The sequence below is a fragment of the Synechococcus sp. PCC 7336 genome (assembly GCF_000332275.1).
GTDB lineage: Bacteria > Cyanobacteriota > Cyanobacteriia > Thermostichales > PCC-7336 > PCC-7336.
Window position 1 is genome coordinate 4,037,282 of the sequence record NZ_CM001776.1, and the last position, 15,022, is coordinate 4,052,303.

The window sequence follows — 15,022 nt, forward strand, 5'->3', positions numbered from 1 at the left end:
GTCGATATGGGGATATCTATCTGAGTTCCCAGACCCGATCGCAGGAATACAACTCCTATCTAACAATTTGAGGCGCAGGACAGATTCCCTACCCCAAATATCTATCCACAATCTCCTGCCTGCGAAAGCAATCGATGCGATGGTCGTTCACCATCCCCGTGGCCTGCATGTGGGCATAACAAATCGTCGAGCCCACAAACTTAAACCCCCGCTGCTTCAAGTCTCGACTCAACGCATCCGACTCCGCACTCGTCGCTACACAATCCTCTCGAGAGCGAATTTCATTCACAATTGGCTCGCCATCTACGAAGCGCCAAATATAGGCATCGAACGAGCCAAACTCCTCCACAACCGCCAAAAACCGCTGCGCATTGTTAATCGCCCCGTTCACCTTCAAGCGATTGCGAATAATGCCAGCATTCTGCAGCAGTGCTGCCACCTTCTCCTCCCCATACTCCGCCACCTTCTCTGGATCGAATTGGTCGAAGGCCAGTCGATAGTTCTCCCGCTTGCGCAACACTGTATACCAACTCAACCCTGCCTGCGCTGACTCTAGCGTGAGGAACTCGAACAGCAGGCGATCGTCGTGTACCGGCACCCCCCATTCTCGATCGTGGTACTCCACATAGTCCGGCTTACTCAAATCCACCCAATGGCAGCGGCACAGGTTTTGGCGATCGCCCATTCTACTCCTCCCCAAAAGGACAGCTATAGGCCACGATCCATAGCTGCTCCTATTGAAGTCCAAACTGCCAGCGAGCGGGTCGCCCAATGCGATCGCCCCGCTAGAACGAGCTATTCAGCTCGCACCCATTCAGCTCAATCTAGCTATTCGCCAGATTGCAGCCGTCGTCTAACGACTGACCGTCCGAGCGAATATCGAGCTCGTAGGCGATCGCGCTAAGCGCCATACTTCTCCCGCAACCTGGGCAGGCTAGTGGTTGCGAGCGCCGAACGTGTCCCTGCCGTGATTTTTTGATAGGTTCGCTCGTGGGCGAAAGAGAGAACCAAAGGTTGCAAACGTTGAAACCGTCGAAATCTAAGCGACCGCGAACGGTGCGATGGCTCTGGCAAGTGGTGGGGTCGAGCATACTGATTTGGCTGGTCCTCCTCTTTCCCGCGCAGGCGGAGAGCCTGCTGCTGCGGATTGGCATTGTCGAAGGACAGAACCAGATTCGGCTGGGGAGCTCGACGAACGGGCAGATTCTCGATCGCAACGGTCAGGTTTTGGGCTCGACAACAGCCATGCGACCGATTGATGCCCGCATATCCAACCGTTCCATCCGTTTGGGCAATTTCAGAGGCGATCGCCTGCGCCTGCAACCGCAAACACCTGAAGGTTATGTGTTTATTCACGATCGCTGGTATCGCGGCAGCGTCGATGTCATCATTGCGGATGGCAAACTCACCGCCATCAACCGCGTCGATCTGGAAGACTATATTGCCAGCGTTGTGGGTAGCGAAATGGGCGATCGCTTTCCCCTCGAAGCCCTCAAAGCCCAAGCGATTGCCTCCCGCACCTACGCCCTCTTCCATCGCAACCGTCGCCTGCGCGAATCCTACGATTTAGGCGACAGCCAACTGTGGCAGGTTTATCGGGGGGTCGCCTCCGAATCCCCCTCGACCCGCCAATCCACCACCCAAACCCGATGGCAAGTGCTCACCCACAACGGTCAAACGATCGATGCCGTGTTTCATGCCTCCTCCGGCGGTCGAACGGAGAATGTGGAGGAAATTTGGACGCAACCGCTGCCCTACTTGCGCGGCGTTATCGACAGCCACGTTTCTCCCCCGATGCACTGGCAAGAACGGTTCTCCCCCAACGCGATCGAGGCGGCGATCGGAGAAGTGGGGACGGTGCTGGACTTGGAGATTGTGGCACAAACCCCCAACGGTCGCGCCACTGAACTGCGGTTGCGAGGCACGGCAGGCACGATCGAAATCGCTGCTGCTAGCCTGCGCCGCAAGTTGAATCTGGACAGTACTTGGTTCTCGGTGACGGCGATCGGACCGACCGTGGGGGCTAGCACCGCCCGGGCGGAGCGAAGTCCGACTTACTTCGCACTCTCTGGGCGAGGCTTCGGACACGGTGTCGGCATGAGTCAGTGGGGGGCCTTTGGGCTGGCGCAACGGAACTACACCCACCGACAAATTCTCAATTTTTACTATCGAGATACGCAGTTGGGGGCGATCTCTATCCAGGAATAGAGGCCGATCGGTCTCGATCGAATCTTGCGGAAGCATAGCCAGTGAGTCGGTAGTGCGGGGCCTCCGAGCAGGAAGAGCTGAGCCGCCTCATTAGGAGCTGGCTGGGTAAGGCGAGCTTGACTCTGCTGCTTTGAGGGAAGTCGGAGCGGGTCGAAAGCAAGACTCGACCAAGGATGCAGACTGGATGGCGCGATCGAAGTGATATTGAATCGCCTTGCGCAGCAGCCTTTCGACCATCAACCAGGCGCGAACATCGGGGTCTGGCAGCTCGGGTAGTTTGGGTTTTGGCAGGAGTTTCAAAACAGTGCGGATGGGAGCTGACAGCATTGTGCGCTGCATGGGGCGCTGTCGGTCGATGCACTGCGAGCAGGCGACTCCCCCCGCATCGGGGCTGAACGACCAATCGGAGCTGCTGCGGCAATCTGCGCAGGGACGTACTTGGGGGGCAATTCCGGCGATCGCCAGCAGGTGATACAGGCCGTGGACCAGCAGTGGCAGTGCGTCTGCTTTGGCGGGTGACTGTTCCAGGCGCTGCAGGTGTTCCACCAGCAAGACGAACAAGTCTTCTTGGGGCTGTTGCGCTAGGGCCTGATGCAAGACCACTTCGGCCCAATATTGGGCCACGGTTAATTGGGCCAAACTAGAGCGCATGCGGGGGAAGCTTTGGGTCATGTGGGCTTGGGAGATACGATCGAGCGATCGCCCGCGAGCTATGACCAGATCGTTGACCACAAACAACTCGACTCGCCCGCCGAGGGAGGATTTTTGCTTGCGGGCCCCTTTTGCCACCGCCCGGACCAAGCCGTGTTCCTGGGTCAGAATCGTCACAATCCGATCCGACTCTCCTAGGGGAATTGCTTTCAGGTTAATGCCCGTAGCTCGATAGGTCTTGCTGCGTTCCATCGGCGATCGCCATAACTCCAACATGCGAATCTCGAATGCCCATCTTATTTCATTAGACCTCTCGCACAAGTCAAACGTCTCTATGCCTGAGCAATGTATCAATAGCTTGACCAGGGGATCGGCTCGAAACAGCCCCAAGACAGCAGAGCATTCCCGAATTAGGATGAATCGTGCAAAACTGCAATCAGACTGCAGTCACTGCTAGCCATCCTGCCACCTCCGCCATGCCCGTTAAAACCGCTCGCCCCATCCGCTCCGATCGCTATCCCGCCAAAGAACTGTGCAGCCGCTGCGGTCTGTGCGATACCTCCTACGTGCAGTATGTCAAAGAGGCTTGTGCCTTTATCACTCAGCGCATTGAGGAACTCGAAGCAAGCGCCCACGGGCGATCGCGCCAGCTAGACAGCGATCGCGAACTTTACTTCGGCGTCCACAGCCACATGACTGCCGCTCGCAAGCTAGAGCCCATCGAAGGGGCGCAGTGGACCGGCATCGTCAGCTCGATCGCGATCGCCATGCTGGAGCACAACTGGGTCGAAGGGGTGGTCTGCGTCCAAAATACGGAGGAGGATCGCTTCCAGCCCAAACCTGTCATTGCCCGTACGGCAGAAGAAGTACTCGCCGCCCGCGTCAACAAGCCAACCCTATCCCCCAATCTCTCTATCCTGGATCTCGTGCGGGAATCGGGCATGAAGCGATTGCTGGCGATCGGGGTTGGCTGCCAAATCCAGGCTCTGCGAGCTGTTCAAGCAGAGCTGGGGCTAGAAAAGCTTTACGTTCTCGGCACTCCCTGTGTAGATAACGTCACTCGCGCAGGCTTGCAAAAGTTTCTCGAAACCACTAGCCGCTCCCCCGAAACCGTCGTCCACTACGAATTCATGCAAGACTTTCGGGTGCATTTCAAACACGAAGACGGTTCGACGGAAACCGTCCCCTTTTTCGGTCTCAAAACCAACCAACTCAAGGATGTTTTCGCCCCTTCCTGCATGAGCTGCTTCGACTACGTCAACTCCCTCGCCGATTTAGTCGTCGGCTACATGGGAGCTCCCTTTGGCTGGCAGTGGATGGTGGTGCGCAACGACACCGGTCGGGAGATGTTCGATTTAGTTGCAGAGCAACTGGAGTTTCAGCCGGTGATGTCGAAGGGCGATCGCAAAAGCGCTGTCCAACAAAGTATTCCTGCCTACGATAAAGGCGTAACCTTACCGATGTGGGCAGCTCAATTGATGGGGGTCGTCATCGAAAAAATCGGTCCCAAAGGCTTGGAATATGCCCGCTTTTCCATCGACTCTCACTTCACCCGCAATTATCTCTACGTCAAACGCAATTATCCCCAAAAATTAGAGGAGCACGTCCCGGCATACGCCAAATGCATTGTTAGCCAATACAAACTCCCCGATCGGGCACTGTCTACTTAAGGAGTAAAGACTTCAAAGCTTCTGGATGAGAGCAATTCAGCGATTGCGACAGGCCGTTTGATGAATCCCATCGCCATGGCCGGAGTCTGTTTACGCGGCTGCGGGTGTTTCAGTCGAAGCCCCAGCGTTGGAAGTCTGTGCCGCGGTCTGTATTCAATCTTTAAGGGGCTGGTTGGGGCAGCGGGGATCGACAGCAGCCATCCCCCCAAATGCGGCATACGTTTGTCGCGCTTCTGGCGGTGATGGGGATGGAGGGGCAGTTGGCCAGATTGCTGACGATGCTCCGATACGATCGCCCCAGTGGTGACAGCTGGATTGCTCAACGATACGGGAGTTGAGAGTGGAGATGGCATCACTAACGACTCCGCTATTAGCGGTCAGGTCACAGACGATCGGGCTGTGGCTGGGCTGGTAGCCCGCTTTGCCAATGGGCTCAATCCCGAGTTTGTGGATGTGCTAGCCAACGTGCAGGCAGATGGCAGCTTTAGCTTTACCAACCTGAGTTCGATGACTCTGCATTGCCCTCACCCCCGGCCCCTCTCCCAAACTTGGGAGAGGGGAGAAGCAGCCTCAAACTCGGGCACTGGACAGAGGTTAGTTCAAGTCATGAAAGTCCCGGCAGGAGAGCATTTCCGCGAGCGTAAGCGGCCTGTCAATAAAGCCCATGGCCATGGCTGGAGTGGTTGCCTTGGGTAGAGAGCAATGCGGTCGTACCCAGTTGTGAATCAGGCGCAGAGCCGTAATCGCTCGGTTCAACCCCGCCTGAGTCTTGGCGTAGTGGTTCTGCCGCCGTCGATAGGCACTACAGCGGCGACGGATACTGCTGTTATGAGCCTCGCAATGGTTGGCATGGACTTCCGATTTGGCTGAGAGGGCGGTATAAGGATGCTCCGGCTTGCGCCGATGCACTCGCCGCCGACCCTGGCTCCGCTTCACCTTACTGGCCACCTCGCTCCCCTCGCGCAAGACTTTGCGCTGGCCATAAGCCTGGGGAAGTTCTTTGCCCCCAAGCCACACATGAGCCAGTTGCCAAAAGCAGTTGGCATAGCGCGGTTCTCCATCCGTGAACAACCTCACAAACAGGGCTGCTTCCACCCACCTCCAGAGAACGGCCATCCCCGCCGCAGTTGATAGACCTCTTGGGTGGCATGCAACTCAATTCGACGCATGCGCAGCCCCAGCTTGCGCGAATAGACAAAGCTGTGAAAGCGGAAGCCCTGTTCGAAATGGGCAGGCAATAGCTCCGGATGCCGCCTCCACAGTTGCATCAGATGGCTGCGGCAGGCATCGGCATTCTCCATCAAGCTCTGATACTGGGCTTCAGTCTCGACTGGCATGCAGATGCTCTTGTCTCCCCGTTTGGCTGCAGGCACGATCGGCGTCTCATCCACGACAAGCTAGCTCTATCAAACATCCATTGGTACTTCACTATACACTGGTGCCATAGAATCCGTTAGAAGCAGATCTGGGGCTTATATTTATATTTTCTCCACACCATCTGTATAGCGGATATTGGCTCCATCATGACTGACTTGACAGAAGAGGGATAGTTTTGACCATCTCATTAATAGCGATCTGGAAACGAGTTATCTGCCAGCAATAGAAGTTCGATTGATTCATTCGGCTGGAGCTTTTGGAGTTTGGAGCGTTGAAAGGTGATTGCGCTAAGTATCCCCTACCGGAAAAGCATTGAGAGCGCAGCTATCCCTCTTTTATCATATTGGCTCTAATGGAGTAGAATTATCGTCCAAAGGGGAAAGAAAAATGGGTTTAAACCGAATCTAGTATACAATATCAAAAGATATATATTTCTGGAGTTTAAAGCAGCTCAATAAGGAAACCTGGTGTCTTTAGATGTAATCAGATAAGATCATTGCATTAGACCTAGCCTGAGAAACCAATAATATCTAAATCTATGCACAAGCTGCTCTAGAAAAAGCTGCTTTTTATTCTTCTAGGTGCGTGAATCCCAATCAATCGAAGTGCCCTACAGAAGAATCTGTCTCCTCAGGAGATTTAGGTAATGTCTTGCTGACAGACCTCTCCTTTTTAGAGTCTTGCCCCATTTTATCCAAGACATCTTTTACGAATGCTTCTTCAAACCAAGTTTTGCTGACTACTGCTAAGGGGAGCGCTAAAATTAATCCTAAAATCCCAAAAAATGTCGTAAAGAATAGTTGCGAAATTAAAGTTATCGCAGGAAGTAAAGAGACTTGCCGGTGCATAACCATCGGACTGAACCAATAGGTTTCTAGATTTTGAACGACTACATAGAGGATAATGACGCCGATCGCCTGCCAAAAGGAATCAATGAGTGCAACTGAAATCGGAAAGATGGAGCTCAATACGGGGCCAATATTGGGAATAAAATTAAAGACACCAGCCAAAAGAGCATTAGCAAAGACAAATTGAACGCCTAAAATAGAAAGACCTATTGCACATAGAGTTGCCACAAAAATCGAATTAAAAAATATACCTCGGAGCCAATTGAGCAAAGCTTTTTCGCATTCGGCCAGAATCGAATCTGCTCGCGGCCGGTAAGTTGCAGGAAATAGTCGTAATGTCAAGCTTCGATAGGCTTTAGGATCGGATAGAAACATCACTGTCAGTACGACGACCAATAGTAATTGCAATGCAGTTAGGACCGAGTTCGAGAAAAATTCGAACAGATTTCCAACCAATTGCCCTGCCACTGGCCCAACTTGTTGAAGGATGTCGGAGAATTGAGGCAGGAGTTCGAAATCTTGCTCTGGAAACCAGCGTTCTAGCATATCGATCGCCCGATCGATCGCCCTTAGGAGTCGACTAAAGCCAGAGGGGAGGAGTTGAATTAATTGTCCAAATTGAGAGATAAAGGGAGGCATAACCAAAGCAGCAAAGGCAGCACAAGCCAGCAATAATAGATTAATTGCCGCAAACACTGCAATCTTTCGCCCGATCGCCAGTCTTCGCCCGATCCGGCGGACTAATCCATTGATGGAGGTAGCCAGTACTACTGCTGTAAATATCAGCAAGACCACCTGTCGAAACTGCCAAAGAATGACTAACGCGATCGTTAGAAAGAGAAAGCCAATCCAATGATTTAGTTTCACTGCGCTGACTCCTGCCTTAAAGCGAATGAATCAACTATTCGAGCAGTCTCTTGAAGATCGAGGTAATAAATTCCTTATAGAATATCGATCCAACAAGTACCCCTCAGTGTAGGTGGTCAGATGAAATTTATCGACGAGTATCGCGACGCCGACTCAATTCGGCACTCTGCAACTGAGATTGGGCAACTGCTGACTCAGCCGAGAACCCTGATGGAAATTTGCGGAGGACAAACCCACGCGATTTTGCACTACGGCCTCCAGAAGCTTTTGCCAGAGGGACTTTCACTAGTTCACGGTCCCGGCTGCCCGGTCTGCGTTACGCCCGTCGAGTTAATCGATAAAGCCCTTGCCCTTGCGGCTCGCCCAGAGATAACCTTCTGCTCGTTTGGGGATATGTTGCGGGTTCCGGGCAGCGATCGCGATTTACTCTCAGTTAAAGCTGATGGCGGCGATGTCCGCATCGTCTATTCCCCCCTCGATGCATTAGAATTGGCCCGCCAGCATCCCGACCGGCAAGTGGTCTTTTTTGCCATTGGCTTCGAGACCACTGCCCCCACCACTGGCATGGCAGCTTACCGAGCCAAACGGGAAAGCCTGCACAATTTCTCATTACTGGTGGCCCACGTTCGCGTTCCTCCAGCGATGTCGGCCATTCTGTCTTCTCCCCACAATCGCGTACAGGGATTTCTGGCCGCAGGTCACGTCTGTACGGTCATGGGCTATCGAGAATACGAGGCGATCGCCAAACGCTTTCACATTCCCATTGTGGTCACGGGGTTCGAACCCCTGGATATTATGCAAGGGATTTATCTGTGCCTGCGCCAATTAGAGGCAGGGCGAGCAGAGGTAGAGAACCAATATCGGCGATCGGTGCGCGTGGCAGGCAATGAGTCAGCCCAACAGTTGCTACGAGAAGTGTTCGAGTGGGTTCCCCGTCACTGGCGCGGAATCGGGCTCATTCCCGATAGCGGTCTGGGGCTGCGATCGGCTTATGCAGAGTTCGATGCGGAGCGGCGCTTCGACCTAGTTTTGCCAACTGGCCGAGAGGGATCGGACTGCATTGCTGGAGAGATTTTGCAGGGGGTAAAATCGCCGCTCGAATGCCCGGAATTTGGCAGACGCTGTACCCCCGAACATCCCTTAGGTGCCCCAATGGTTTCCTCGGAGGGGGCCTGTGCTGCCTACTTTCGATACCGCCAACACCCCGCACTGCTCGAACCGCAATAATATTTGGCGTTTCAGCCGCTCTTCCCACATCGATTAAAGGGATAGTCAATGGACAGTTCTTTCAACTTTGCTTGTCCCCTGCCGTACGAACGGCACTCCAAAGTGATGCTGGCCCACGGGAGTGGCGGCAAACTCATGCACCAGCTCGTCGATCGCCTGTTTTTGCCCACCTTTCAAGCTACCGAAACGCCCCCGCACGATGCTGCCGTTTTCGAGAGTCCCGGCCAGAAAATTGCCTTCACCACAGATTCATTCGTGGTCGACCCGCTGTTTTTCCCCGGCGGAGATATCGGCTCGCTAGCCGTGAACGGTACCGTCAACGATCTGGCCATGGCGGGGGCGCGTCCGCTCTATCTCAGCGCAGGATTCATTCTGGAAGAAGGACTGCCCCTCGATCGCCTCGCGCGGGTGGTGCAGTCGATGCAGCAGGCGGCGAACAAAGCCCGAGTTCGGATTATTACTGGCGATACAAAAGTTGTGGAGAGAGGTAAAGGGGATGGCATGTTTATCAATACCACTGGGGTTGGGGTGGTCGAATGCGAGACAGAAATTGGCCCTCAAAAAGTCCAGCCGGGGGATCTGATTTTGCTCAACGGAGATATTGCTCGCCACGGAATTGCCGTGATGTCAGTTCGGGAGGGGTTGGAGTTCGAGGCCGCGATCGCCAGTGATTCTGCACCGCTGGCTGGCGAGGTGTTGGAATTGCTGGCTGCTGGCGTCGAAATTCACTGCCTGCGCGATCTGACGCGAGGGGGATTGGCAAGTGCTCTCAACGAAATCGCGATCGCCCGAGGGATCGCGATTGAAATTGATGAAGACACGATTCCGGTGCGGGAAGAGGTGAGGGGAGCGTGCGAAATTCTGGGGCTCGACCCGCTTTATGTGGCGAATGAAGGGCGATTTATTGCCTTCGTGGCACCTGGCTCAGCAGACCTAGCGCTTTCTATTTTGAATCGACATGCCCTCCAAGATCCTTCAGTTTCAACGGGCAATTGCCCTCTGCCAGCAAAGTCGATCGGCACGGCGATCGACTCAACCTTCCCTAGGGTTGTGGCGAAGAATGCCATAGGCAGTGGCAGGCTTATCGATATGCTCAGTGGAGATTTGCTGCCGCGCATTTGCTAAACATGCTCTGGCTATGACAAAAATCTGAGGTGCTGATTCAGCCCGACCGAGGAAAATCGATGACAGGCCCTTAAGGTTAAAGACTACAGCGAACCCCGCTCGAAAGGCTGCGCTCGTCTTATCGCCAGCGCTTGGAGCCATTCATCAGATCCGACAGAACCAGTACCTGTCACTGCGCTGTGTCGAGTCGATCTCCTGGAAGCAGCTCCCATCGCATGAGAGCAACCGTACAAAATTAGCCGGTTTGCTCGTGGCAGTCTATGTCAGGGGTGGGGAACAGTTATACTAATTGGGCTGATTGATGCATCGCGCTCCATCAGCCTTCTCGTCAATTATTGCTGTGCTGTTCTTCCTGCGCGCGATCTCTGCATGAGTTTCTGGAAAAATCTTTTTACCCCATCCCTCTCAACCAACGGTTCCGGCCCAGCAGTTGCAAATGGTTCCGCCAGAAGGACGCTCGACGGAGCGGGGGCGGCACCGCCACCGCCACGGATTTTTCTCAGCAACAATCGCGATATCGATTTATACGAACTGGAAGAGCTCTGCGATGCTGTCGGTTGGGCGCGTCGGCCCATTCGCAAAGTCAAAAAGGCGATTCAGCATAGTTTTTTAGTGGTCACCATGTGGCGAGAGCAGGGCAACTATCGCCGCTTAATTGGCTTTGCCCGCGCCACCTCCGACCACACCTTTAATGCCACGGTGTGGGATGTGGTGTTGCATCCCGACTATCAAAATAAAGGGTTGGGCAAAGCACTGATGCAGCGGGTGATTGACGATTTGCGATCGCAAGACATCAGCAACATCACCCTATTTGCCGACCCCGATGTGGTGGGGTTCTACGAGCATCTCGGCTTTAACCCCGATCCCGACGGTATCAAAGGCATGTTTTGGTATCCCGATAGCTAAAGGTCGGCTATGTCCCTTCCCACTGTTATCCTGCCGGGATTTTTTGCCAGCGCGGAGGAATACCTACCGCTGCAGCAGGCGTTAGCAGCCGAAGGCCATCCCACCCGCACGGTGCCGCTGACACTGCGCAGTTGGCTGCCGACGCTGGGGGGACGCCCCATGACCCCCATTCTGGAGGCATTGCAGGCCACGATCGCCGCGACTCAACAGGAATTCAACGCGCCGCAGGTGAACTTAATCGGCCACTCGGCGGGAGGCTGGATAGCTCGTATTTATCTGGGCAGCGAGCCCTATTGCGATCGCCTTTGGGCCGGACTTCCGAATGTTGCCAGCCTGATTACCCTGGGCACCCCCCACCTCAGCCAAGAACGCTGGACCCGTTGGAATCTCGATTTCGTCAACACCACTTATCCCGGTGCCTTTCACCCCGAACTGAAATACGTCTGCGTTGCCGGACGCTCTACCCTGGGGCGCAAAGCCCCTTGGTGGCAGCCGCACAACTGGAATGGAGCGGAATGGCTAGCCTACTCTAGCTACCAACTCACCGCCGGGAACGGCAATCTCTGGGGAGATGGCATTACCCCCATTACCGCCGCCCACCTCGACGGGGCCACCAACCTCACAATCGCAGGAGCCTACCATTCCCCTCGGGGCGATCGCTTTTGGTACGGTTCCCCAGAGGCTCGCCGCCAGTGGTTACAATACCTGCAATGATGCGTCTATGCACACCGATGCCTGCATATCGTAATCTAGCCCCGACTGTATTCACCGGGAATGATGCGTGACTTCGGGGACCTCGCAGCCAGAAATCTAGAGAGTGACGAACAGCTCGGCATTGTTGAGCGCTGAGATAGTGATATTCTCGACAGTTGCCAGAATTTCGTCGGCAAAGAGGATGTCAGTACCGCTACTGGCTGTAGAAGCAGTGAAGATAAGCTGCTCGAACGCGAGATCCCCTGACAAGCCGAAGCGATCGTTTTGAGCGATGCGGAAATCAACAACTGTATCTTTACCTTCACCTGCCGCCAGCACGAATAGATCGGCATCCTGACCGCCAGTTAACTGGTCGTTCCCTGCGCCCCCTACCAACGTATCGTTACCGCTATTACCCAACAGAATGTCATCATCATTTCCTCCTAACAGGCTGTCATTATCCAGGCCACCTTTGAGGGTATCCAAACCATTACCGCCATCTAAGACATCATCGCCTTGAGTATCCATCAGTTCGTCATTCCCTTCGCCACCCTCTAGTGTGTCGTTGCCTTGACCGCCTCGGAGAAAATCGTTCTCGCTTCCCCCTTGCAACAGATCGTCGCCGTCACCGCCATCGAGCGAATCAGCACCACTAGCGCCCATCAACTTGTCGGTGCCGCTTCCCCCTTTAAGGCTATCGTCGCCGTCACCCCCTAGTATGAGGTCGTTCCCGCCAAACCCTTTCAGAGTATCGTCCCCTCCTAACCCATCAAGACGCTCGCCCTCGGATGTACCCGCTAGCGTTTCCAACTCTTCGGTCCCCAGAATGAGAGGGAGCGTGCCCGCAATCTCAATCGTTGCTAGAGCTGAATCTGTTCCATTGCCATCAGTGATGGTGTAGGTAAATGTATCGGAGAAGATCTCTCCTTCGGCGAGCTCGTTAAATTGATTGTTGGGGTTGTAGGTAACTGTGCCATCGCTATTGACAGATAGCAATGCCCCCGAAGATATGAGGATCTCGGCACCGGGCACAATCGCAATTCCTTCAATCTCAACTAAAGATAAGGAATCGCCATTCGGATCGCTATCATTAGCAAGCAGGTCGAGGAGCGTGATGTCTGTAGAAGTAGTGGTGGCGAAATCTGGCAGGGCGATTGGGAATTGGGTCGCTTGTTCGATCGCGTCTAATAAGACCGAAACGATGTCTGAAGCATTGACGGCTGTCAGCAACGTGCCGCCAGTAGCTGTGGCGATTTCTTGAAAATCGGCCAGAGTTTGGGAGTTGCCTCCAATGGCGATCGGAAAAATTGTGACGGGCTGCACGGGCAAAAGGGTGGGTTCTGAAGTTGCCGTCGCTGTCGCAAAAGAGCTCGCTAGTGCCAGAGTGCTGGTGGATGAGAGAAGGATCGTTTCATCGATTGAGATGGTTTCGCTATTGGCGAGGGCAATCACCTCACTTCTCAATTCCGTATCTCTGGCGGGAGCATCTCCAATCAGGATAATTGAGCGGGGTGTCGGACTCGGCCTCCAAGGCCCCAGCCCTTGCTCGTTGCGCAGTGCATGTAGTAAGCCAGAATTGACGCCTTCGGGAAAGTCTCCTCCTCCCCCAACCGATATGTTATTGATGGCCGAGATGATTTGGCTCGTGTCGGCGGTGAAGGGCGAATCGGTTTGGGTTTGTCCCGGATCTCGGTAGGTGACGAGCGAAAATCGGGTGAATGGGACGTTTTCGGCAGTTTGTTGGATGATTTGGGTGACTTGGCTTTGAACGGCTGCAATGTCGTCAAACATGCTGCCAGTGGCGTCAATGACAAACGTGAGATCGATGCCCGATAGCGATACATTTCGATCTTGAAACTGTCCGAATTCAATATTAGTTAATGTATCTGTGCCATCAATTCCAGATCCACCTGAATGGATAGCGGTAATGGTTTGACCGTCGGCAGAGAGTTGAAATTCGTAGTTGTCGAAGATATCTGAAAAAACAGCGGTGTCAGTTCCTTCTCCACCATCAAGTTCATCATTTCCCACATAGCCAAAGAGGATATCGTCTCCTCCGCCTCCGTCCAAGACATCATTTCCCTCAAATCCAATAATTGTATTGTTGGCTCCGTTACCCGTAATGGTGTCTGCGTTGGGACTGCCGAGAATATTTTCAATTGAGATGTAAGTATCGCCTGCAGCCTGTCCTCCCAAACCAGTGCCTTGCAGATCGACTGTTACACCTGAAGCACTGCGCAGATAGCTGACGGTATCTTCGCCAGCGCCTCCATCGTGAAGGTCTGCGCCCAATCCGCCAATAAATAGATCGTCTCCACTCGCTCCTCTCAGTGTGTCGTTCCCGCCACTGACCCCTGCTTCATCAATGCCTCCAAAGATTAAATCATTGGTTCCGCTATAGATCCGGTTAGCTTGGCTTTCTCTACCGTTGCGATCGACAGTGAAAGCTGTTATCTCGCCAGCTTGGCTAGATTGTATAGGAGCAGAAACATACACTCCATCCAGTGACGATGGTGCGAGCAAAGGACTGCCAGGGGCGATTGTACTTAGAGCCTGTTGAATGTCTGTTTGGAGTGTGGCAAAGTTATTGATTAGGACTGTCCTAGCGGGCTCAAATTCCATCCGCACTGGAAGAATACTGGCAATTGATATCCCCGTAAGTCGGCTGTTAATTGCAGCAATGTCGGCATTGGCAATTGAGATCGCTCCGTTCAAGCTAGCTTCATAAAGGCTAATACGCGCCTCATGCTTATTGAAAGTCCTGAATACTTTTAGTGCATCCATTTCTGGAGGTTGGAAATTGGGCCCTGGATTTGAGATGTCATAAAGTCCAAATACTTTTGACTCGATATATCTACGTCTCGCGATCCCAAGATCTAGCCCAAGGTTGGAATTATGACGAATTTCGAACCAAGCCTCAGGTCTGTCGTTATTATTAAAGGCTGTCCTCAGGCCAGGGCCGATGAGAGTTGGACTATTAAAGGCAAGCGAGACTAATACGGCACGTTCTAATGAATCATTGACACCAGAAATCCTGCTGCTTACTACATTCTCATCTGTAATAATTCTGTCGTCAAAAGCATCAATTGACTCCATTCGGTCGAGGAAAGCAAATGTCGATCTTCGATTAGATGCCAGTACGTTAGTGTCATTTGCACGCCGCATCATGACCTCATTTAAGTCATCTCTCAATTGAGATACTTGACTTGGGGTCCAGGTTTGGTTGATGATGTTGATGAGTTCCGTTGCGTACCCTGCATCTACTGGATCGATGTTGGCATCTTGTTCGATGCCAAAACTAAGAAAGGCAATATTTCTAGAGCTAGCATCTGAAAGATTTAATCCAACACCAATTGTAGGAAGACCTTCAATGTCTATAATAGGATTGAGCAAAGGGTCTAGATTGTTACTAGTTTCCAACTGATTAATGAGTTCAAATCTAAGGTTTTC

12 protein-coding genes are annotated in these 15,022 nt (G+C 53.3%); 6 read left to right on the forward strand and 6 right to left on the reverse strand.

Annotated elements, in window-relative coordinates; all coding sequences use genetic code 11:
- Positions 1–88: 88 nt before the first annotated feature.
- Positions 89–685 carry a DNA-3-methyladenine glycosylase I gene (locus SYN7336_RS19115; protein ID WP_017327545.1) on the reverse strand — a complete coding sequence of 199 codons (597 nt, stop codon included), beginning with the start codon at positions 683–685 and terminating at the stop codon, positions 89–91.
- Positions 686–1,056: 371 nt separating this feature from the next.
- Between SYN7336_RS19115 and SYN7336_RS26795 the strand changes: the two genes are divergently transcribed.
- Positions 1,057–2,208, forward strand: coding sequence for a SpoIID/LytB domain-containing protein (locus SYN7336_RS26795; protein ID WP_017327547.1), 1,152 nt, complete (start codon positions 1,057–1,059; stop codon positions 2,206–2,208).
- A gap of 90 nt (positions 2,209–2,298) precedes the next feature.
- Here the strand turns inward: SYN7336_RS26795 and recO are convergent, their stop codons facing one another.
- A complete protein-coding gene (recO, locus tag SYN7336_RS19130; RefSeq protein WP_227498541.1) occupies positions 2,299–3,135 on the reverse strand; it encodes a DNA repair protein RecO in 837 nt (278 codons plus the stop codon).
- A 200-nt stretch (positions 3,136–3,335) separates the two neighbouring features.
- Here recO and SYN7336_RS19135 point away from each other — a divergent pair, with 200 nt between their 5' ends.
- Entirely contained in the window at positions 3,336–4,529 is a 1,194-nt protein-coding gene (locus tag SYN7336_RS19135; RefSeq protein WP_017327549.1) for a Coenzyme F420 hydrogenase/dehydrogenase, beta subunit C-terminal domain, read from the forward strand.
- A gap of 594 nt (positions 4,530–5,123) precedes the next feature.
- Here SYN7336_RS19135 and SYN7336_RS31220 read toward each other — a convergent pair.
- The 3 genes from SYN7336_RS31220 to SYN7336_RS19150 all read right to left on the reverse strand — a co-directional run bounded on the left by SYN7336_RS31220 (position 5,124) and on the right by SYN7336_RS19150 (position 7,621).
- Complete coding sequence (locus tag SYN7336_RS31220) at positions 5,124–5,645, reverse strand: hypothetical protein (protein WP_071590814.1); 522 nt, start codon at positions 5,643–5,645, stop codon at positions 5,124–5,126.
- Entirely contained in the window at positions 5,603–5,920 is a 318-nt protein-coding gene (locus SYN7336_RS26800) for a hypothetical protein (RefSeq protein ID WP_017327551.1), read from the reverse strand. The genes SYN7336_RS31220 and SYN7336_RS26800 overlap by 43 nt, the downstream gene beginning before the upstream one ends.
- 582 nt (positions 5,921–6,502) lie before the next feature.
- Positions 6,503–7,621 carry an AI-2E family transporter gene (locus SYN7336_RS19150; RefSeq protein WP_017327552.1) on the reverse strand — a complete coding sequence of 373 codons (1,119 nt, stop codon included), beginning with the start codon at positions 7,619–7,621 and terminating at the stop codon, positions 6,503–6,505.
- Positions 7,622–7,741: 120 nt separating this feature from the next.
- Here SYN7336_RS19150 and hypD point away from each other — a divergent pair, with 120 nt between their 5' ends.
- The 4 genes from hypD (at position 7,742) to SYN7336_RS19170 (ending at position 11,593) form a co-directional block, all read left to right on the forward strand.
- On the forward strand, positions 7,742–8,848 hold the full coding sequence (gene hypD / locus SYN7336_RS19155; RefSeq protein WP_017327553.1) for a hydrogenase formation protein HypD: 1,107 nt from the start codon (positions 7,742–7,744) through the stop codon (positions 8,846–8,848).
- A gap of 48 nt (positions 8,849–8,896) precedes the next feature.
- Positions 8,897–9,973, forward strand: a complete 1,077-nt coding sequence (gene hypE / locus SYN7336_RS19160) for a hydrogenase expression/formation protein HypE (protein WP_017327554.1) — start codon at positions 8,897–8,899, stop codon at positions 9,971–9,973.
- 369 nt (positions 9,974–10,342) lie between these two features.
- Entirely contained in the window at positions 10,343–10,879 is a 537-nt protein-coding gene (locus tag SYN7336_RS19165) for a GNAT family N-acetyltransferase (RefSeq protein ID WP_017327555.1), read from the forward strand.
- A 9-nt stretch (positions 10,880–10,888) separates the two neighbouring features.
- The gene (locus SYN7336_RS19170; protein WP_017327556.1) at positions 10,889–11,593 is read left to right on the forward strand and encodes a triacylglycerol lipase; all 705 of its coding nucleotides are present in this window, start codon (positions 10,889–10,891) and stop codon (positions 11,591–11,593) included.
- Between the two features lie 96 nt (positions 11,594–11,689).
- Here SYN7336_RS19170 and SYN7336_RS19175 read toward each other — a convergent pair whose 3' ends face one another.
- On the reverse strand, positions 11,690–14,287 hold the full coding sequence (locus SYN7336_RS19175) for an Ig-like domain-containing protein (RefSeq protein WP_162139123.1): 2,598 nt from the start codon (positions 14,285–14,287) through the stop codon (positions 11,690–11,692).
- Positions 14,288–15,022: the final 735 nt, after the last annotated feature.